This is a genomic window from Actinoplanes couchii, from assembly GCF_016862075.1.
Classification (GTDB): Bacteria; Actinomycetota; Actinomycetes; order Mycobacteriales; family Micromonosporaceae; genus Actinoplanes; species Actinoplanes couchii.
Genome location: NZ_BOMG01000102.1, coordinates 124,459 through 142,391, shown reverse-complemented (window position 1 = coordinate 142,391; position 17,933 = coordinate 124,459). Strand labels below are relative to the sequence as shown.

General features: G+C 65.7%; 22 protein-coding genes and 1 pseudogene. 11 read left to right on the top strand and 12 right to left on the bottom strand.

Annotation, left to right across the window (positions count from 1 at the left end; translation table 11 throughout):
• Window positions 1-66 precede the first annotated feature (66 nt).
• The 7 genes from Aco03nite_RS41210 to Aco03nite_RS41180 form a co-directional block, all read right to left on the bottom strand.
• On the bottom strand, window positions 67-228 hold the full coding sequence (locus tag Aco03nite_RS41210; protein WP_203806407.1) for an FxLD family lanthipeptide: 162 nt from the start codon (window positions 226-228) through the stop codon (window positions 67-69).
• Window positions 229-297: 69 nt separating this feature from the next.
• Entirely contained in the window at window positions 298-1,506 is a 1,209-nt protein-coding gene (gene fxlM, locus Aco03nite_RS41205) for a methyltransferase, FxLD system (protein ID WP_203806405.1), read from the bottom strand.
• Window positions 1,507-1,630: 124 nt separating this feature from the next.
• Window positions 1,631-2,515, bottom strand: a complete 885-nt coding sequence (locus tag Aco03nite_RS41200; protein ID WP_203806403.1) for an SAM-dependent methyltransferase — start codon at window positions 2,513-2,515, stop codon at window positions 1,631-1,633.
• Window positions 2,512-3,294 carry a GOLPH3/VPS74 family protein gene (locus tag Aco03nite_RS41195; protein ID WP_203806401.1) on the bottom strand — a complete coding sequence of 261 codons (783 nt, stop codon included), beginning with the start codon at window positions 3,292-3,294 and terminating at the stop codon, window positions 2,512-2,514. The genes Aco03nite_RS41200 and Aco03nite_RS41195 overlap by 4 nt, the downstream gene beginning before the upstream one ends.
• Window positions 3,291-4,295, bottom strand: coding sequence for an acetamidase/formamidase family protein (locus Aco03nite_RS41190; protein ID WP_203806458.1), 1,005 nt, complete (start codon window positions 4,293-4,295; stop codon window positions 3,291-3,293). The genes Aco03nite_RS41195 and Aco03nite_RS41190 overlap by 4 nt, the downstream gene beginning before the upstream one ends.
• Window positions 4,296-4,300: 5 nt before the next feature.
• Entirely contained in the window at window positions 4,301-5,713 is a 1,413-nt protein-coding gene (locus Aco03nite_RS41185; RefSeq protein ID WP_203806399.1) for an APC family permease, read from the bottom strand.
• 108 nt (window positions 5,714-5,821) lie between these two features.
• Window positions 5,822-6,331, bottom strand: coding sequence for a hypothetical protein (locus Aco03nite_RS41180; protein WP_203806397.1), 510 nt, complete (start codon window positions 6,329-6,331; stop codon window positions 5,822-5,824).
• 318 nt (window positions 6,332-6,649) lie between these two features.
• Here Aco03nite_RS41180 and Aco03nite_RS41175 point away from each other — a divergent pair, with 318 nt between their 5' ends.
• The 3 genes from Aco03nite_RS41175 to Aco03nite_RS41165 all read left to right on the top strand — a co-directional run bounded on the left by Aco03nite_RS41175 (window position 6,650) and on the right by Aco03nite_RS41165 (window position 9,343).
• Window positions 6,650-7,513: a helix-turn-helix domain-containing protein gene (locus Aco03nite_RS41175; protein ID WP_203806395.1), complete on the top strand. Its 864-nt coding sequence runs from the start codon at window positions 6,650-6,652 to the stop codon at window positions 7,511-7,513.
• Window positions 7,514-7,523: 10 nt separating this feature from the next.
• Entirely contained in the window at window positions 7,524-7,742 is a 219-nt protein-coding gene (locus Aco03nite_RS41170) for a DUF397 domain-containing protein (RefSeq protein ID WP_203806393.1), read from the top strand.
• A gap of 347 nt (window positions 7,743-8,089) precedes the next feature.
• A complete protein-coding gene (locus Aco03nite_RS41165; protein ID WP_203806391.1) occupies window positions 8,090-9,343 on the top strand; it encodes an NsdA family TPR-like regulatory protein in 1,254 nt (417 codons plus the stop codon).
• On the opposite strand, the gene Aco03nite_RS41160 is transcribed toward Aco03nite_RS41165, so the two are convergent.
• Together Aco03nite_RS41160 and Aco03nite_RS41155 are read right to left on the bottom strand one after the other, a co-directional pair.
• Window positions 9,303-10,124: an alpha/beta hydrolase gene (locus tag Aco03nite_RS41160; protein WP_203806389.1), complete on the bottom strand. Its 822-nt coding sequence runs from the start codon at window positions 10,122-10,124 to the stop codon at window positions 9,303-9,305. The genes Aco03nite_RS41165 and Aco03nite_RS41160 overlap by 41 nt on opposite strands.
• 374 nt (window positions 10,125-10,498) lie before the next feature.
• Entirely contained in the window at window positions 10,499-11,215 is a 717-nt protein-coding gene (locus Aco03nite_RS41155; protein ID WP_203806387.1) for an HAD family hydrolase, read from the bottom strand.
• 228 nt (window positions 11,216-11,443) lie between these two features.
• Here Aco03nite_RS41155 and Aco03nite_RS54890 point away from each other — a divergent pair.
• From Aco03nite_RS54890 to Aco03nite_RS41135, 4 genes and pseudogenes are all read left to right on the top strand, one after another.
• Window positions 11,444-11,638, top strand: a pseudogene (locus Aco03nite_RS54890) (AraC family ligand binding domain-containing protein); the annotation flags it as partial.
• Window positions 11,639-11,678: 40 nt separating this feature from the next.
• On the top strand, window positions 11,679-12,170 hold the full coding sequence (locus Aco03nite_RS41145) for a helix-turn-helix domain-containing protein (RefSeq protein WP_203806385.1): 492 nt from the start codon (window positions 11,679-11,681) through the stop codon (window positions 12,168-12,170).
• Between the two features lie 37 nt (window positions 12,171-12,207).
• Window positions 12,208-13,071: an ATP-grasp domain-containing protein gene (locus Aco03nite_RS41140; RefSeq protein WP_203806383.1), complete on the top strand. Its 864-nt coding sequence runs from the start codon at window positions 12,208-12,210 to the stop codon at window positions 13,069-13,071.
• 133 nt (window positions 13,072-13,204) lie between these two features.
• A complete protein-coding gene (locus tag Aco03nite_RS41135) occupies window positions 13,205-14,077 on the top strand; it encodes an alpha/beta hydrolase family protein (protein WP_203806381.1) in 873 nt (290 codons plus the stop codon).
• Between the two features lie 47 nt (window positions 14,078-14,124).
• Here Aco03nite_RS41135 and Aco03nite_RS41130 read toward each other — a convergent pair whose 3' ends face one another.
• Window positions 14,125-14,760: a DsbA family oxidoreductase gene (locus Aco03nite_RS41130; protein WP_239145871.1), complete on the bottom strand. Its 636-nt coding sequence runs from the start codon at window positions 14,758-14,760 to the stop codon at window positions 14,125-14,127.
• Window positions 14,757-14,885 carry a hypothetical protein gene (locus Aco03nite_RS54380; protein ID WP_275415956.1) on the bottom strand — a complete coding sequence of 43 codons (129 nt, stop codon included), beginning with the start codon at window positions 14,883-14,885 and terminating at the stop codon, window positions 14,757-14,759. Before Aco03nite_RS54380 ends, Aco03nite_RS41130 begins: the two co-directional genes overlap by 4 nt.
• A gap of 103 nt (window positions 14,886-14,988) precedes the next feature.
• Here Aco03nite_RS54380 and Aco03nite_RS41125 point away from each other — a divergent pair, with 103 nt between their 5' ends.
• Window positions 14,989-15,609 (top strand): TetR/AcrR family transcriptional regulator, encoded by a 621-nt coding sequence (locus tag Aco03nite_RS41125; RefSeq protein WP_203806379.1) that lies wholly within the window; start codon window positions 14,989-14,991, stop codon window positions 15,607-15,609.
• Window positions 15,610-15,615: 6 nt separating this feature from the next.
• Here Aco03nite_RS41125 and Aco03nite_RS41120 read toward each other — a convergent pair whose 3' ends face one another.
• Entirely contained in the window at window positions 15,616-16,035 is a 420-nt protein-coding gene (locus Aco03nite_RS41120) for a hypothetical protein (protein ID WP_203806377.1), read from the bottom strand.
• Between Aco03nite_RS41120 and Aco03nite_RS53630 the strand changes: the two genes are divergently transcribed.
• The 3 genes from Aco03nite_RS53630 (at window position 16,012) to Aco03nite_RS41105 (ending at window position 17,917) form a co-directional block, all read left to right on the top strand.
• Window positions 16,012-16,356, top strand: coding sequence for a glycine-rich domain-containing protein (locus Aco03nite_RS53630; RefSeq protein ID WP_239145870.1), 345 nt, complete (start codon window positions 16,012-16,014; stop codon window positions 16,354-16,356). The genes Aco03nite_RS41120 and Aco03nite_RS53630 overlap by 24 nt on opposite strands.
• Window positions 16,357-16,359: 3 nt before the next feature.
• Window positions 16,360-17,136, top strand: a complete 777-nt coding sequence (locus Aco03nite_RS41110) for a phosphotransferase family protein (protein ID WP_203806375.1) — start codon at window positions 16,360-16,362, stop codon at window positions 17,134-17,136.
• Window positions 17,137-17,350: 214 nt separating this feature from the next.
• Complete coding sequence (locus tag Aco03nite_RS41105) at window positions 17,351-17,917, top strand: hypothetical protein (protein WP_203806374.1); 567 nt, start codon at window positions 17,351-17,353, stop codon at window positions 17,915-17,917.
• Window positions 17,918-17,933 lie beyond the last annotated feature (16 nt).

Here is a 17,933-nt window from a genome sequence, read left to right as displayed (position 1 = left end):
GGCCCTTCCATTTGCGCCGGCCGCTACTCCCGCTCGGTGGAGTGCGCTACCGACGGATGTGACCTGTCAGCAACTGGTGCAGGCGGACGCGCAGGTGCTGCCGCAGTTGTCCTCGGTCATCTTGATGATGTGCTCGACGGTGCCGCCGGCCTCGATGAACGTGATATCGAGGTCGAAGTCGTCGACGGTGCCGCCCTCGGGTTCGGGTGCGGCCGTGAGCTGGAGCATGACAACCTCCCTGGATAGTGGGTGATGAGGGATTTCCCCGGCGTTCCTGGGCCCGGGAACGCCGAAGCTTCAGGACCAGGCGACGGCGAGTACGCCGTGTCGCTTGGTGGTGTGCCACCCGGCCGGACTGGCGGGATCGGCGGTGCCCGGGTGATAGGTGATGGTGGCCGCGTTGCGGCGGTAGTAACTGCCCGCCCACGTCCGGATCATGGCCAACAACTCACTGCCGACCTGCTCGGCTTCCGGACCGTGCGCGACCACGCCCGTCTCGTAGCCGCTCTCGGTCTCCGGGTTCTCCCGCTTGATGCGGTAGGCGATGGTGCCGCCACGCACGAGCGCCGGGGTTCCATTGCGCACCGTGCGGTTGACCACCTCCTGGTCGACCGCTTCATGCGACGCGTGCAACATCGGCAACTCGGCGCCGCTGGTCAGCAGGAAAAGCTCCAGCTCGTCGGGCATGTCGAACGGCGTGCCCGACCAGCTCTCCACCGGGCTCGCGTTCAGCGCTTTCCGCAGCGCCGACACGTCAAAGATGAGCGCGCTGTTCTGGTCGACGCGCAGCCCGACATCGGGAGTGATCGCGATCAACGACTCGTGGGCGGCGCCGTCGCCCTGCATCGGCACGAACGAGCCGAGCCGGTAGGAGCTGGCCCTCAGCTCCGGGACGTCCACGTAGCGGTCGAAGGCGATCATCCGGGTGACCGCGGAGAACCTCAGCGGCACGACGATCCGGCCGCCCGGGGTGAGCTGGTCGAGCCAGGCGGGCGGGATGTCCCAGGCACCAACGGTCACGATGATCCGGTCGTACGGCGCGTTCTCTGGAACACCGTGCTCCGCATCAGCGAGTACCACGTTGACCTGCCCGTATCCGGCTCTGGCCAACCCCGTCCGGGCTCGTTCGACGATGTCGGGGTCGATGTCCACGGTCGTCACCGAGCCGGACTCGCCGACGACCTCCGCGATCAGAGCGGCGTTGTATCCCCCGGACCCGATCTCCAGCACGCTCATTCCCGGCCAGACACCAGCCTGTTCGAGTTCTGCGGCCTGGATGTGCGAGGCCGATACCACGCTGGTCTGCCGCCCGTCGGCATCGAGCTTCGGCACCAGCGTCGTGTCGGTCCGATAGACCTTCTCCAACGGCTCGTCCGGCGCGAAAGCGTGCCGGGGAACCGCGTTCATCGCCGCCGCGACCCTCTCGCTGGTGATGAGCCCTTCCTTGCGTAGCGCGGCCACCATGGCCTGACGCAAGGTCGCAGCCTCATCGAGCTGCACCGTCATCGGTCTCCTTCCGGTTGTGAACCTGCCGGATCTACCTCCGGCCAGCCCTCTTTACGTTCTGCGGATCTCGCCCAGCCAGCTCGCCAGCAGGCCATGACTCCAAGGTCTAGCGCCTCGCGCCGGACTACGGTGCCCGGCAACGGGTGGGCGACAACGTGTCGTGGAGTCGAGCGGCCGACGCGGTCGGCTTGCGGGCGACTCCGGCCCAGTAGTAGGCATCTGGCATGCCCATCAGCGGCTCATCAGGGCGCCAGGCCGATACGGGCACAAGACCGGGGTCGAGCATCTGCCAGTCACCGAACATGGCGGTCACCTGCTCGTGGGTTCGGGGCACGAACGTGAGCCCGACATCGCCGGTGGTCTTCATGACCGCGGCCATGGCTGCCGGGTCGTGGTCAGCGGACGGATGACTGATCGCCAGGTGGCTTCCCGCAGGAGCCCAGTCTCGAAGGCGGGCGGTGACCTTCCACGGGTCCTCGCGGTCGGCCAACAGCATCAATACGGAGGCACAGACAATTCCAACCGGTTGGGACAAATCGAGGAGATCAGTGACTTCGGCATTGGCCAGCATGGCGTCGACATCACGGACATCGGCGTCGAGGTAGGCGCATCGACCTTCGGGATTACTGGTCAACAGAGCCCGCGCATGTACGAGCACCAGCGGGTCATTGTCGACGTACACGATCCGGCTATCCGGGGCGATCCGTTGGACACATTGGTGCAGGTTCGGTTTGGTGGGGATGCCCGTGCCGATGTCGAGGAACTGGCGGATTCCCGCTTCTCGGGCCATTGCGGTGACAGCACGGCACATCCACTGCCGGTTCGCACGGACCATCATCGTGACTGTGGGGACGGTCTGGATGATCTTCGCCGCGACCGCCCGGTCCGGGGCGAAGTTGTCCTTCCCACCGAGCCAGTAGTCGTAGATCCGCGCTGCATGCGGAACATGCGTGTTCAGCTGAATTGGGCTGCCGCTGGTGTCGGGATCCTGCCCCAGTGGCGAGATCATCGGAACGCCACCACCGCAAGGTCGCCACGTCCGGCATCGACAGCCTGTACAACGGCGGTGACGGCAACATGGTTCTGGTGTTCAGCGACCTGCCCGAGCCACCTGCTCAGATCACTGAGGGGCATCGCGTCGTACAGGAACTCCGCCAACTCCAACGCGTTGACCAGGCCACACAGGGCGGCGGTCTGATCGCTGGGCGAGGAGGGCCGGTGGCGGGCGGTCTGCGTGTGGTGGGCGACCGCGTTACGGATACGGGCTCGGGCTCGTACCGCGAATCCGTAGTGCACAGGAAGGTAGACCTCGGATCTGACCAGACCAGCCAGGCGTCTGCGCTGTACACGTTGCAGCAGGCCGACGGCGACCAGAGCGGCGCGGGCCCTCTCGTAAAGGTCGGCGGCGGCGAACGAGCACAGCCAGGCGCGCAGGTGTTCATCGTCGCTGTGGCGGCGGCGAGTCTGCTCGATGGCGGCCAGGGCTGCGTCGAGCAGGGTGTTGCCAGTCGCCTCGGTCCGGCAGCGGGTCAGGTGGCCGGGTCGGGGCTGCCACTCACTGCGAAATTCGTCGTAGCGGTAGCCGACCGCGACATGTTCGGCGAAGGCCAGTTCGAGCATCAGGGCGCCGGCCAGACCGAGTTCGAGGGCTTGCTGGTTGATGAGCAGAGCGCCGGTGTCGTCGTCGTGAGCAAGCAGGTACAACTCGGCGTGCAACGGCAACCCGCTACCCGGGCCGGGCGGGGTCGTCGGGTCGGCCTTACCGGTGATGGTGGCGTAGATACTCATCGAGCGCCGCCCGCAAGGTTGTGAAGCCGATGATGGGCGCCGTTATAGACATCAGCGCCGCGCAGGAGGTGTTTGGGCAGGCTGGCAAGCATGGTGTAGTTCGGATCCACGACGTTGCCGACTGGTGCGGTACCGGCCTGGGAGACGAGCTGATAGGCGTCGAGAACGTCGAGGCCGGTCAGCCGGGCGGTCCAGCCGACCAGGTCGTGTTGGCTGATCCGGAACGCGTCTTCGAGGGGCCGGGCGCACCCGACACTCATGATCCCGGTATCGGACTCGATCCGGGGCCACGGCGTCGACACGCCTTTGATCACCTCGACGGCGATCGTGGTGGTCATAGCGACCTCGACGGCGACCCCGCAGACCTCACCCTGACCCTGGCGGGCGTGCCCATCTCCGAGGCTGAGCAATGCCCCGCGAACGTTGACCCCGAGGTACAGGGTGGTCCCGACTCGTAGTTCCGGTGTGTCCATATTCCCGCCATGGGAGTCGCAGGTGATGCTGCTGCGAGCCTCTGCCCCGGCCGGAGCGACCCCGATCGTTCCGTGCATCGCTGCCAATGGCAGATCCGCCATGTAGTCGCTGGCACGGGCATGGAAGCGGACCATTCCGGCATCAGTGTCGATGTCGTAGAGCCACACCCGCTCTTCCAGCGGGGGTTGCAGGGTGGCTGTGTGGAAAGTCGACGTAAGTGCCCCGAAGTGCGGGAAGGTGCTCGAAACACCGGTCGAGCGAGCAGGAACGATGGACAGGAAATGGACGGCGAGGGTATCTCCGGGCTCGGCGTCCTCGATGAAGAACGGTCCGGTGACCGGATTCAAGTACGGGAACGTGCAGACCCGGCTGGGAAGGTCGTCGACGATGGTGATGGCACCGCCGAAGCAGTCCTCGGTGAACACGGTCAGTGTGTCGCCGGAGCGCAGGCTCGCCACCGGTTCCATGCCACCGAATGTGTACGCCAGGTCCTTCGCTGTCGGGATATAGGTGTGGTGTTCTCCCATGAGCGTCACACCGCCTGACGTGCCGGGGTCACACGCTGGTGGGCCGGTGCGAGGCCCGACAACTCGGGCCGACGACCGGTCAGGTAGAGACCGATGAGCACCAGGACGCCGACACCGATCCACACGAACCCCAGCCGCTGGGCGGCGACGTTCGCGTTCCAGACCACGAAGGCGAGGATCGTCGCGCCGGTCAGCGGCATCAGCAGATGAGCTACGAGGTTGCGACTGCGCTGCCGGAGGACGTAGTAAACGACTACCGACAGATGCATAAGCAGGAACGCGGTCAAAGCCCCGAAGTTGATCAGGCTCGCAAGCACTGCGATACCGTCACCGCGCTGGTTCATGAACAGGCCGAGGGCGAGCGAGACGGCGGCGACGAGCCAGATCGCGTTGCGCGGCACGTTGCGTTTGCGCGACACCTTCGCCAGGAACGCCGGTAGCTGTTTGTCGCGGGCCATGGCGTACAGCAGCCGGGAGATCGCGACCTGCGCGACCATCGAGTCCGGCAGGCCCCAGGCGATGGCGGTCGCGACCGCGCAGAGGGTGGCCAGCCATGGTCCGGACGCGACCTCGGCGGCGGTGTAGAAGGCCGTACCCGCCGGGTCGCCGTTGGTGATCAGGGCTTGCGGGTCCGGGGTCAGGATCGCTGCCACCCACGTTTGGGCGATGAACAGCAGGCCGGTGACGAACAAGGCCCCCGCCATCGCCCGGCCGATCGCTTTGGATCCGCCTTTGGCTTCCTCGGCAAGCATCGCGATGCCGTCGAAGCCCAGGAACGAGAGCACCGCTACCGAGGTCGCCCCGAGTAGAAGCGCCCATCCGAACGTGTTCGGGTTGTAGAGCGGTTCCCAGGTCCACTGGCCGGCACCGGTGAGGATCGCCCACACACCGAATCCGAGGAAGATGAACAGGACGATCAGCTCGCCGACGAGCATGATCCAGGTGAACCGGGCGGTCATCCGGATCCCCATCGAGTTCACGATCGTGTTCGCCGCGACGAAGCCGATCAGCCACAGCCATACCGGGATCGAGGGCAGGGTGGCGTTCATGGCGACTGCGGCGACCAGGTACAGCAGTGAGGGCACCAGAATGTAGTCGAGCATGATCGCCCACCCGGCGACGAAACCGACGGGTGCTCCGATGCCTCGGCCGACGTAGTTGTAGACCGACCCGGACAGCGGGAACGCCTTCACCATCTGCGCGTACGAGAACGCGGTGAACACCAGCGCGACCACGCCGATCGCGTACGCGCCGACCACCATGCCGCCGGACGCGGAGAACACCGCGCCGAAGATCGCCATCGGCGCGATCGGCACCATGAAGATCAGGCCGTAGGCGAGCAGATCACGGAACCGCAGCGCCCGCCGCAACTCCTGCTGATAACCGAACCGCTGTAACTCTTCGACCGGGTATGACACCGGAGAGTTTCCCTTCGCTGGAATGGGGGGCGTGCTGCCGGCCCCGACGAGCCCGGCAAGACGTCATGGAAAGAGCGGGCACCGGATCCAGAAGGGCCGGTGGTGGTTTCACGGACGGTGGACGAACCTGATGTCGTCGAGCGTCCCGCCGACCTCGATGCGGCCGTACCCATCAGGAGCTACACGCGTTCGCAGCGGGCCCTGTGCCTTATCGAACGAGATCCCGGCGGCGTGCACCCGTTTCTCGATAGTGGCCGCGTCGATCGGCTGCAACCGGCAGCCGCACACGGTCATGTACTCGCGCCGAGCGTCGGGCGACTCCGATCGGTGGAATCGTGCACCGCAGCAGCAGAACAAGACCCCGTACAGCGGATGTCGTTCGGACGGACGAGACGCGCAGACGTTCCTGGCGACTTCGACAACCGCCGGAGCAAGGCGGAGCGCAGAGGCTTCTAAGCTGAGCGGCCGGTCGGTATCCTGCCCAGCGACCGACCGGCCGCTCATCTGTGCCCGGCCAGGGCGCTCGGGGGAAAACCGCGACCGGGCGAACCACCCGTCACTGCCGCGTGACAGCACCGTGTTCGACGAAGGGGCGGCTTCTGTCATCACGTCCTCCACGGCAGTATTCGGGTGCCCGGCTCGTCAGCGATGAGGCTGTCGGAGCCGGTGACTGGCGACTCCACAACATCGATATGTCGCGTGTCGTGTCCCTACAATCACCGAACGTCGGGATCCGCAGAACCCTGAATTAGCAGGAGAGTTAGTAGGAGAGTTAGCGGGAGAACAGCCCCTGACCTGCGGTTGCGTCACGCAGTCGGGTAACCGGACGGCGTGCATCGCCAAAACCGGGGTTACGCTCTGGCCCACACCAGACAGTCACCGATAGCCGGACAGTCACGGCCCCTCTCACCTTCGCACTCTGCTGGAGGCCTGTAGATGATCAGCCCCTACGTGCGGCGCCGTCGTCTGGCCGCTGAGCTCAAACAACTCATGCAGGAGCACGGCTACTCCGCAATTCGGCTGGCCTCCGCAACCCGTATCCCCCGACAGCGCATCAGCCAGATCCAGAACGGACACGTCGGCCCCAGCGACGCCGAGATGATGCGCATCCTCAACGTTCTCAAGGTCGGCCAACGCCGCTGGGACGAGATCATGACCATCACCCGCGACTGCCGCGAACGCGGCTGGTGGGAGAAGTACCGCGACCAGATCGGACCTCAGCAGGCCCTCTACGCCGACTTGGAAGCCGGTGCCCGCACCATCACCGAGTACCAGCTCATGATCCCCGGCCTACTACAGATCCCCGCCTTCACCGAGGTCCGGGTACGCGCCAACCGTGGCACCCGCCCCGAACACTTCGACCCGGCCCGCGCCCTGGAGGCTCGCGCATTCCGCCAACGTGTGCTCGACCGCGCCGGCGGCCCCACCTACGAAGTGATCATCGACGAGCAGGCCCTCCTCCGCCCCGCAGCTCCGCCCGACATCCTGCGCGACCAGCTGGAGCACCTGGTCCAGGTCGGACGCGACCGTAATCGGATCACCATCCGGATCCTGCCGCTGACCACCCCGCTACCCGGCTACGTGATTCCCAAGTCGTCGTTCTTCACTTACCGCTTCCCCGACCCGCACGACCCGACGGTGGTCGCCGTCGACACCGACCACGACGACCTGGTCCTGACCGCTCCCGAAGCCACCCGCCATCACCTGGACCTCTACCAGCGCATACAACAGGCGGCGCTTTCCCCGTCCGCCAGTATCGACGTCCTCACCACCCTGATGCAGCAACGACCCGACCGGTAAGGAACCGCACATGACCCGTGGCAAGTTCACCACCTGGTTCAAGTCCAGCAAGAGCGACGGCGCCAGCAACTGCGTCGAGGCATCGTTCGCGGACGACGGAACCGTCGGCGTCCGCGACAGCAAGAACCCGGTAGGGCCAGTCCTGGCGTTCACTCCCGGCGAGTGGAGCGCCTTTGTCGCGGGTGTCAGAGCGGGCGAGTTCGCTCCCACCTCAACGGGTGACGAGTAGGACCATTCACGCGCAGTGCCCGTAGATACTGTGGACTAAAGTCACGGCTCACGGTCGAGTCGACAGCGTTAAGGGGGAACGTTGATCAATGTGATGCAGCTGCTGATCTGCGCCTCCACGAGCAGCGAGATCGGCAGGCTTGTGGCCTTATACGGCCGCCCGACCTCTGGCGGAAGCGCCGCCGGACGGACTGCCGACGCTCGACAACTCTCGGACGTTCGCCGCTCAGAGCAGATGACTTCAGGACGAGCCTGATGGCCACTCAAAGAGGGCTTCAAGAGCCGCCGAATGCAAAACTGGTAGCAGCCCGCCTACGTCAGCTGTCGCCTTCAGGTTCGGGCCAGCCCATGTCGCGCCAAGAACTCGCCGAGGCGGTCAACTCCTGGCAGTGGCAGCACGAAAAGGTTAGGGACTACCTCGACGAGAATGACATCGGCAGCTACGAACGCGGTGACTATCGGTGGCCACGCCAACGGCGCCGCGACGGTCTGCGTGCGGTTCTCGATGTACAGACAGACGCTGAGCTGGGCTTCTACCGCAACCGACGGCCGCGGTCAGCTCCGACCACAGGGAGCGAATCGGAGCAGCACCGGCTGGCGCCGGAACCCACGTCGTCTTGGACTGCGGATTCCGGGAGCGGTGCCGCCGACTCGTTCAGCTCTGATACCCAGGGCATCTCGCCGTACGCCCTTGAGTGGGCACAACGAGTCCGGAACGGAGTCGCTGACCCGGCACGGAACGCCGACGTCGCGGTGGTCGAAGTGTTCCGGCTACAGCTCGACACGGCCAAGGCCGTAGACGGCCACTTCGGGGCAGCCGCTGCGCTGTCGACCGCGCGCGGAGTCGTCGACGTGGTCGCGTCGATGATCCCCTCGGTCCCCGAAGTCGTACGACGCGAACTGTCCATGCTCGGCGCCGAAGCCGCAGAGTTCGTCGGATGGCTCTACCGTGACCTCGCCGATGCGGCGCTGGCAAACCTCTGGTACGACCGCGCCATGGAGTACGCACAGGTCTGTGGCCACCTACCGATGCAGGGATTCGTCCTGCTGCGTAAGTCTCAGCTGGCGTACGAGTCTGGCGACGGATACCGAGTCCGGATGCTGGCCGGCGCCGCGATCGAAGGCCCCTGGAAGCTCTCTTCGGCGCTGATGGCCGAAGCGCTGCTCCAGATTGCCCGCGGTGACGCGATGATCGGCCAATGCGTCGACATGGACACCGCAACGCGGCAGGCCCGAGACGTCGCTGATGGCGAAGACGTGACACTGCGCGAGGCCTCATGCTGGATCGAAGCCAAGCAGCCCGAACGCGCCGCGCAGATCTATGGCGAACGCCTCGGCACCAGCGGGCTCTCAACCCGAGACACCGGCTACTTCCGCGCCCGGCAGGCCGTCGCTCTCGCGCAATCCGAACAGCCGGATCTCGCCGCCGCGCGTGCACTCGAAGCGCTTTCCACCTCGGTTCACACCGGTTCGATACGAACCTACGGCGCCGTACGAAACGCTCACCGGGTTCTTGCGCCCTGGCACGCACGCGACACTGTGGTAGCCCTTGGCGAGGCGCTCAACTCGGTTGCGTTACCCAGTCAGCAACTGCCGCGATGACCTGGGCCTGCCATGCCTGGCTCTGCGGATCCTGGTAGGTCGGATCCCCATCAACGGCGAAACCGTGCTGAGCGCCCTCGATCTTCAACAGCGTCGACGCATCGTTGAGCTTCGGCATAGCTGCCAGGGTCGTATCAATCGGCACCAGCGTGTCAGCGGTGCCATGCACAACCAGCGTCGGGGCCTGGATCTCACCGAGAACCGTGTGCGGCTGAACCCAGAAAACCTCATTGAGGAACGCACGTCCGTGCCGGAACGTCGGCGAATACTGAATGAAGCCCTGGCTGGCGAGTTCGTCTGTCTTCTCGGAGCTCAGGTGATCGTCGACCCAGTAGGGCCGGTCGTCGATCGTTCGCTTCTTGTAGTCAATCCGAGGGCACAACAACACCAGCCGCTGTACTTCCGCAGGCCGCTTAGCCGTGTAGTACGCGCAGATCCCGCCGCCGAAGCTCTGACCCACCAACGCGACCCGCTCTACGCCGGTCACCTGACGTAGATGGTCCAACGCACTACGGATGTCGTTCAGGACGCCGGAGATGGTGAGGTCCTCTTGCCGCCCGCCAGACTCACCGTGACCACGAAGATCAAACCGCAGTGCGGCGACGCCGGCAGCAGCCAGGCCGTCTCCCATCCGGTCGAAGAAGCCCGCCTCGTGACGGGTCACCCCGCCGCCGTGAACTTGGACCACACCTAACCGCGCTTCCTGATCAGGAAGTACGAGGTCCCCCACCAGGTTGATCCCATCGAGAGAAGCGAACTTCGCGGCAACCACGGACGGCATACAGACCCCTTCGTCGTGACGCTGCTGCAACTCCAGTCAGTCAGGAGCGCTTAGCCCAGCACCGCCGCAAACCACGACGTTGCCGAAACGGCGATACACGTCAGTATCACAGCCTGAAGCAAAGGCTGCACTTTGTGCTGATCGTTACTCGGCGAGGTGGCTTCGTTCGCGCTTCAGACTGTGTCCCGCCAAGAGCGATCGAGGTTTGCCCTGGTCGGTCGTGGGTTGCGATCAACTGCACCGCATCGGCAATCTCCGCGGAATCTCACGCGCCCGACGAGCCCGTGAAGGCCTCAACCAGTGGAACAGCGAGCCGGCGGTTCGGGAACTGGACCAGCGCATCGCAACCACCGAGGCACGGCTCCGACCCGCTCTCAACTCTCCGAGGTGAGGCCGGCAATCGTCGACACGAGCAACCCGGGGTCGAGCCGATCGAGGACCGCGTCCGGTTCGTGGGAGGCCAGTTCCTCACGAGCGACTCGGTGTGCAATCACCACGGCCCGGAATCCAGCGTTCCGCGCACAGGCAATATCGTTCGGAGCATCCCCGACCACCACCGCCCGACCCGGCACAAGATCTCGGCCGTACTTCTCGCGGTAACGCTGCGCGACGACAGCCGTCAACTGGAAGCGATCCCGATCATCGGATCCGTACGCCCCGACCCCCAGATCCAGCACATCGCCCACACCAAGTGAAGCGATCTTTACCTCGGCCGCGTAACGGAGGTTGCCGGTCAACACCGTCTGCACGTAGCCGCGCTGCTGCAAAGCAGCGATGCTTTCGGCCACACCTGGATACGCGGGCTGCACCCGGGCCAACTCGTCACGGCCGGCATCCATGACCTCGGCCAGGACTCCACCGAATCGGGTCACTCCAGCCTCCGCATCCGCCGCAGCAATCCCGGAAGCCACCGCGGTGTCGACGACGATCGACTCATCGGTATACCCGTGAACCTTCTTGTCCGGAAACCTGACGGCCTGTTCATCGATGTCGTAGGTCTGGGCCACAGCACGCCGCAGCCAGCGAAGATCCGCCGGAATCAGCGTGCCGTCGACATCCCAAATCACCACACCCGCATCCTGCTTGTCCACAAGTTCATGGTGTCACGACAGACGGACACAGGCTCCCCCGCGGGGCGGGGATGTCAAGGCCACGCAACCAGCCGCTTCGACTAAACGAAACCTCCACCCGTCGGGCGGGCGGGACTCGAACCCGCGACCGAGGATTATGAGTCCCCGATCATTGCCATCAGGCAGTTGTGCTGCGGGTTCTCGGTCCGCACCAGGGCCGGGATGGGTGCCGCGACATAGGCTGGGGTGATGCGCCTGATGGTCGTTGCTCCTTGGTCCAACAGGTTTCCGCCGCACAGTCACGACGAGTATGTGATCAGTGCGAACGTCACCGGGCGGGAGAAGATCCGCCTCGATCGGGCGTCGTTCGAAGTTGGCGTCGACGAGGTCACCGTTTACAACCCGGGGCAGGTTCAGTCTTCGGTTACCGAGACCGATGGGCGGCCGTGGTCGTTGTGTCAGCCTCTATGTTCCGGTTGCCGCAATGGTCGCCCTGACCGGCGGGGAAGCGATCGAATTCGGTCGGCCGTTCGTTGTTGCGCCCGCGCTGCGGCGGCACATCCTGAGCCGGCCCGACGACCTCGACAGCATCGTGGTCGCCATGCTCGGTCTTGCCGCGGGCACGAAACGACCCACCGGATCCGGACCCGAACCCGGCGACCCACGGATCACCCGGGTCATGGAGCGGCTGCGCGGCGACCTGTCCCGGGCCGCCGACCTGACCGCCGTCGCCACCGAGGCCGGGCTCTCCCGGGAGCAGCTGATCAGGTCGTTCACCAGGCAGGTCGGCTGCTCGCCGTACGCCTGGCAGTTGCAGGCCCGGCTCGCGCACGGCCGCCGGCTGCTGGTTCGGGGTGAGCCGATCGCGGCCACCGCGGCCGCGGTGGGGTTCGCGGATCAGGCCCACTTCCACAAACATTTCCGGGCGGCGTACGCGATGACCCCGGGCGCCTTTCAGAACAACGTCAACATCTGACAAGACGTCTCGTACGTAGGACCGGCATGCTCGTGTCATGCCGGAAAGAATGAAGCTGGGCTGGGTCACCGCGACAGGTGTGCAGGGGTATGACGTCGACGAGCCGTTCGCACTCCCCGCGCTGCGGGACGCTGGTGTCGACGTGGATGTGGTGATCTGGGACGACCCGGACGTGCGCTGGGAATCGTACGACCGGGTGGTTCTGCGTTCGGCCTGGGATTATCCGGAGCATCTGGACCGGTTCGTGCCGTGGCTGGACCGGGTCGCCGCGGTGACCGATCTGTGCAATCCGGCGCCGATGGTCCGCTGGAATCTGGACAAGCATTATCTTGCCGAACTCGACGAGGCCGGCATCCCGATCCCGCCGACCACATTTCTGGAACCCGGCGACATCCCGGTCTTCCCGGACGGCGAGTTCGTGGTGAAACCGGCGGTCGGCGCGGGCAGCCGTAACGCTTCGTCGTACGGCCCGGAGGATCGGGAATCGGCCCGGGAACACGTCACCCGGCTGCACGGCGCGGGCGCGAGTGTCTTGGTGCAGCCGTTGCTGAAATCGGTGGTCGCGGACGGGGAATGGCCGCTGCTGTTCTTCGGCGGCGTCTACAGTCACGCCGCGAGCAAACGGGTGGCGCTGCCCCGAGCGGGCACCGTCGAATACCTGTTCGCCGAGGAGACGAACGTCGCGTACACCGCCGATCCGGAGCAGATCGCGGTCGCGCGTCAGGTCGTCGATCTGGTGACCGAGCGGTTCGGGACGCCCGTCTACGCCCGTGTCGACCTGGTCCGCGACGACGACGGAAAGCCGTGTGTCCTCGAGGTGGAACTGATCGAGCCGTCGCTGTTCCTGCCGGAAGGGCCGCCGGAATCGGTCGGAAAATTGGTTAAGGCTCTTCGGAATTAAATGGGAGCGCTCCAGTGGGGCAATATCGGAAAGAATGTCCGGACCCCCGTCTCATAACAGCGCACAACTGTTGAGAGTCGCATTGCGGCGGCACAGGATTCTGGTGTCCACATCCGCTCTGCAAGGGAGAGACATGCGCCGCACCATTTTCGGCGTCGTCGTCGCGACGGCCCTGACCGTTGCGGGAATCACGCTCGTTCCGTCTGCGAACGCGGCCACCACCGCGTTCCCGAAGGGCCCGGCGCCGACGAACAGCAGCATCGAAGCGACGCGCGGCTCGTTCGCCACCGCCCAGACCAGCGTGTCCCGGCTCGCGGCCAGTGGTTTCGGCGGTGGCGACATCTACTATCCGACCGACACCTCGGCCGGCACGTTCGGCGCCGTGGTGATCGCGCCCGGCTTCACCGCGTACAAGTCCAGCATGGCCTGGCTCGCGCCGCGGATCGCGTCGCACGGCTTCGTGGTGTTCAACATCGACACGAACACCACGTCGGACCAGCCGGACTCGCGGGGCCGGCAGCTGCTCGCGGCCGCCGATTACCTGACCAGGTCCAGCAGTGTCCGGACCCGCATCGACGCCACGCGCGTCGCGGTCGTCGGCCACTCGATGGGTGGCGGCGGCACCCTGGAAGCGGCGCGCAGCCGCCCGTCGCTGCAGGCGGCGATCCCGCTGACCCCGTGGAACGTAACCAAGTCGTGGAGCGGCAACACCGTCCCGACGCTGGTCATCGGTGCCGACGGCGACACGGTCGCACCCGTCGCGTCACACGCGCTGCCGTTCTACAACAGCCTGCCGAACAGCCCCGGCAAGGCATACCTGGAGCTGAACAACGCGACCCACTTCGCGCCGAACAGCTCGAACACGACGATCGCCAAGTACAGCATCGCGTGGCTGAAACTGTTCGTCGACAACGACACCCGGTACCAGCAGTTCGTCTGCCCGGGCCCGTCGGCGAGCCTGACCGTGGACCAGTACCGCAGCTCCTGCGCCAACTTCACGATCTAGGAACAGGCAAAATCCGCTTGCTGGTACGCGTACCAGCAAGCGGATTTTCAGCCTTCTGCCTGGACCTTGCGCAGCGCGCCCAGGAACGCGTCGGCGGACTGAGCGCCGGAGATCCCGTACTTCTGGTTGATCAGGAAGAACGGCACTCCGGAGATGCCCAGCTGGCGGGCGGTGCGGATGTCGGTGTCGACCTCGGCGGCGAACTTGTCGCCGGCCAGCGCCTCGGCGGCTTCGGTCTCCGGCACACCGACCCCGGCGGCGAGCTTGACCAGCACCTCCGGGTCGTCGACGACGGCGGCGTCGCACAGGTGGGCCTTGAGCAGCGCCTCGTGCATCTCGGTGCCGAGACCGTGCTGACCGGCCAGGTGCGCGACCCGGTGCGCGTCACGGGTGTTGACCGAAATTGCACTTCCCAGGTCGTACGTCAGACCCTCCGCCTCGGCCAGCTGCGTGACCTGGTGGGTCATCGCCCGGACCTGCGAGGCCGGCGCGCCGATCTTCTTCGCCAGCATCTCGCCGACCGGCTCACGCTGGCCCTGCGGGATGCTCGGGTCCAGCTGGTAGCTGTGCCACGCGACGGTGACGTCACCGTCGAACCGGTCGAGGGCGGTCTCCAGGCGGCGCTTGCCGATGTAGCACCACGGGCAGACCACGTCCGACCACACATCGATGCTGATGGTCACAAGCACACTCCGTTCTCGCAGACCGGTGCGTCCTCGGCCCCTTCGAGGATGATCATCACCGGGCTCGGGATCTCCTGGATCTCCTGCTCCTCGGCGCGCGGCACTTCCTCGGCGGTTTCCGGCATGGTCGCTCCTCCGGCTATTCTGACCTGGCGGTCAAGTTACCCGGCAACGGTAGCAGACATGTTGACCGCCCGGTCAAGTTACCGATCGACGTTATGGAGGGGCATGCGCGCGGACGCCCAACGCAACGCCGTCAAGCTACGGGAGGCGGCCGCCGACCTGTTCCAGGAGCGCGGTCTGCAGGTCTCGTTGAAGGAGATCGCCCGCCGGGCAGGTGTGAGCCACGGAACCCTGTACAACCTGTTCGGTTCCCGCGAGGCCCTGATCGACGAGGTGATAGCGGACCTGGCCGCAACGCGCCTGAGCGCCGCGGCCGCTCGGGCCCTGGCCAGCGAAGACGCGTGGGCGGGGTTCGCGGGTTACCTGACCGAGGTGTGCGAGCTGCAGGCCACGGATCCCGCTCTGGGTGACGTCCTGACCAGACGTTTCCCGGACGCGAGCCGCTTGATGGCGGTGTGCGACAACTCCTACGCGGCAACCGAGGCCATCATCGCCCGCGCACACCAGGACGGTTCTCTGCGCCCCGATTTCACGGCGTCCGACCTGCTGTTCTTCCTGGCGTCCCATGCCCCGCTGGCCCGAGCAACGGCAGCCACCGGTTCCGACGCCTGGCGCCGCCAGATCACCTTCATGCTCGACGGCCTCCGAGCCCCGACTGCGGTCATGGTGGAGGTCGCCGCACTGAGCCCCGAAGAAATCAACCGACTGCTGATCCAGGAGTCCTGACCCCGATCACGCAGCGTATCCTCGGGTTTCGCGTAAACCTCGGCACCAAGTCGAACGCTGCCCACGACCTACAAGTCGCACACGCCAAGATTCAGTCACCGTCAGCGTGATCTCGCTGTCTTCGGCTACGTTTCGTGCACGCTTCTCGCGCTGCTTCGCCGGGCCGCTGGCGCTCATAATGATCTTCCCGGCGGACGTACCTAACTCGATCCCGGCGATCTCGTACGTCACGACCCACGTCTCGGCATCGGTGATCTCGAGGCCGTTGTACTCGACCTGGGGAATCCCGGTGATCGGCAGCCGGCGCTGGTGCAGTCCTGGTCCGTAATCCTCGCGGTCGGTGTGCCAGCGCCCCCCCGACAGGAGGTCACCACGGACTACGCCCGGAGGGCCCTCGGGCAGATGCTGCTCATGCTGAAGGCGCATGCCGACTCGCTGCACGACCCCGACCACGGTCGGGTCCTGCCGGACGGCCGGCCCTACCGCGTCGTCCCGACCCGCCCGGTCGACGCCGCCTGGCATACCTCACTGCAACACACCGAGCCCTATGCTGCCGCCGGCGAGCAGGTCGCGGGATGCTTCGTACACCACGTGCCGGTCCTGACGGACGGGATGGCGAACGGTTCCTCGATCGAGTACACCCGTCAGGCGCTGAAGGCGACCGGCTACTACGTCGACCCCGAATTCTGGGCCGCGAGGCGGAGTCCTGCTGCCCGCCGAACTCGGGAATCTGAAAGGCCAACCTGACCGATGCGCACTGACTGGACCGCGTTACCCGAGGCCGTCATGAAAGAGGTAGCCGACCGGACCGATGGATCTCACGCCATCCCGGCCGCCGCTGGCGATCACGCGGAGATAGCCGCAACCGTCACCGGAGCGAACGGGAAGTTGTTCATCAAGGCGGCCAGCACTGATTTCGGGGTCCAGTCTCTGCGCTTCGAGCTGGGGGTGAGTGAGGCTGTCAGCGGGTCTCACTCACCCGCGGTCGAGTGGCACTTCGAGGTGGCCGGGTGGCTGGTGGTCGGCTTCGAACACTGCGCCGGCCCACACGCCGACCTGTCACAAGGAAGCTCTGACCTCGACCTGCTCGGCGAAGCCCTGGTCGCCCTTGGTGATACCCCGGCGCCCGACGCGCCGTTGTTCACCCCGCAAGGCCGGCTAGGCTTCGAGCACCCGGCGATGGTCGGCGACGCGCTGGTTCACTCCGACCTCGGCCCGGCCAACCTCATCGTGAGATCGGATGGTCTGCGAATCGTCGACTGGGCGATGGCGGTCAAGGCGGCGCCCTGGGTGGAGTTGGCAATGCTCGTCCCATGGCTGATCAGCGCCGGTAACACGCCAGCCCAGGCCGAGGAGTGGCTCGCCCAGTTCCGAGCCTGGGGCACGACCGACCCCAAGGTGTTGGACGACTTCGCAGCTCGGAATGCTGACAAGTGGGCAGCGAAGGCCTGGAAGAACCCTGCCCCTTGGGTATCTGATCTTGCGGATTGGAACGGCCACTGGGCGGTACACCGCCTGACCCGGTGATCTAAGAAGATCGACTATCCCCCGTGGGTATGCGTGATTGTGAGGTTCAGCGCCTCGTATTCGTGTTTGTCGAGGGTGTCGTTACTGTGTTCTGGTGATCTTGGAGACCCCCGATGGAGTGGCACCCGAACCTCAGCCGGGCAGCCGGAAGCGTACGAATCGGAAGCTTTTGGGGGTCCTCGTCGGGGTTGTTGTCCTCTGTGGCGGTGGGTGGATGATCGTCGAGCACGTCAGCCAGGATCCGCTGGCTGGGCTGGGGCAGCCGGTTCCCGCGATGACCGCTACGCCTGAGGCGCCCGAGCCGACGTGGGAGCCGCCCAACATGTACATCGATCCTCAGCCTGATCTGGAGATCCGGCATGAGCTCGAAGAGCGGGTGCTGAAGGCGGCGGGTGTGGCCGCGCCGACGACCAGCCGCTGTGAGTTTCCCGCCGGGTTCTCCGGTGGGAAGGCCGCGCAGTTTTCCTGCACCGTGACCTACGGGAAACTGGCGGTCCCCTATCAGGTGACCACCGAACCGAAGGGTGGGCTCATCTTCTCGTGGACCGCCGAATCGACGCAGACCGTGGTCACCCGCGCGGGCATTCTGGCAACCGTCGCGAGTAGCTATTCGGCCGACAAGGAGCCTCGCTGTGACGAACTGCCCGAGGCCGCCCTGGTGGAAATCGGCAAGAAACTGCCCCAGCAGTGTTATGCGCGCATCGAGGGCCAGTACAAAACCGTGTGGATCGACATGGTCCCGGGGCCGACCTATGTCGGATTGCAAACCCGCTTTCAGTGATTCCCAGAACGGGGCC

What these genes read in the sequence shown, in the direction of transcription:
- Aco03nite_RS41210 (WP_203806407.1), bottom strand. Translation starts at nt 228, where the DNA reads ATGCTCCAGCTCACGGCCGCACCCGAACCCGAGGGCGGCACCGTCGAC.
- fxlM (WP_203806405.1), bottom strand. Translation starts at nt 1,506, where the DNA reads ATGACGGTGCAGCTCGATGAGGCTGCGACCTTGCGTCAGGCCATGGTG.
- Aco03nite_RS41200 (WP_203806403.1), bottom strand. Translation starts at nt 2,515, where the DNA reads ATGATCTCGCCACTGGGGCAGGATCCCGACACCAGCGGCAGCCCAATT.
- Aco03nite_RS41195 (WP_203806401.1), bottom strand. Translation starts at nt 3,294, where the DNA reads ATGAGTATCTACGCCACCATCACCGGTAAGGCCGACCCGACGACCCCG.
- Aco03nite_RS41190 (WP_203806458.1), bottom strand. Translation starts at nt 4,295, where the DNA reads ATGGGAGAACACCACACCTATATCCCGACAGCGAAGGACCTGGCGTAC.
- Aco03nite_RS41175 (WP_203806395.1), top strand. Translation starts at nt 6,650, where the DNA reads ATGATCAGCCCCTACGTGCGGCGCCGTCGTCTGGCCGCTGAGCTCAAA.
- Aco03nite_RS41170 (WP_203806393.1), top strand. Translation starts at nt 7,524, where the DNA reads ATGACCCGTGGCAAGTTCACCACCTGGTTCAAGTCCAGCAAGAGCGAC.
- Aco03nite_RS41165 (WP_203806391.1), top strand. Translation starts at nt 8,090, where the DNA reads ATGTCGCGCCAAGAACTCGCCGAGGCGGTCAACTCCTGGCAGTGGCAG.
- Aco03nite_RS41160 (WP_203806389.1), bottom strand. Translation starts at nt 10,124, where the DNA reads ATGCCGTCCGTGGTTGCCGCGAAGTTCGCTTCTCTCGATGGGATCAAC.
- Aco03nite_RS41145 (WP_203806385.1), top strand. Translation starts at nt 11,679, where the DNA reads ATGGTCGCCCTGACCGGCGGGGAAGCGATCGAATTCGGTCGGCCGTTC.
- Aco03nite_RS41140 (WP_203806383.1), top strand. Translation starts at nt 12,208, where the DNA reads ATGCCGGAAAGAATGAAGCTGGGCTGGGTCACCGCGACAGGTGTGCAG.
- Aco03nite_RS41135 (WP_203806381.1), top strand. Translation starts at nt 13,205, where the DNA reads ATGCGCCGCACCATTTTCGGCGTCGTCGTCGCGACGGCCCTGACCGTT.
- Aco03nite_RS54380 (WP_275415956.1), bottom strand. Translation starts at nt 14,885, where the DNA reads ATGCCGGAAACCGCCGAGGAAGTGCCGCGCGCCGAGGAGCAGGAGATC.
- Aco03nite_RS41125 (WP_203806379.1), top strand. Translation starts at nt 14,989, where the DNA reads ATGCGCGCGGACGCCCAACGCAACGCCGTCAAGCTACGGGAGGCGGCC.
- Aco03nite_RS53630 (WP_239145870.1), top strand. Translation starts at nt 16,012, where the DNA reads ATGCTGCTCATGCTGAAGGCGCATGCCGACTCGCTGCACGACCCCGAC.
- Aco03nite_RS41120 (WP_203806377.1), bottom strand. Translation starts at nt 16,035, where the DNA reads ATGCGCCTTCAGCATGAGCAGCATCTGCCCGAGGGCCCTCCGGGCGTA.
- Aco03nite_RS41110 (WP_203806375.1), top strand. Translation starts at nt 16,360, where the DNA reads ATGCGCACTGACTGGACCGCGTTACCCGAGGCCGTCATGAAAGAGGTA.
- Aco03nite_RS41105 (WP_203806374.1), top strand. Translation starts at nt 17,351, where the DNA reads ATGATCGTCGAGCACGTCAGCCAGGATCCGCTGGCTGGGCTGGGGCAG.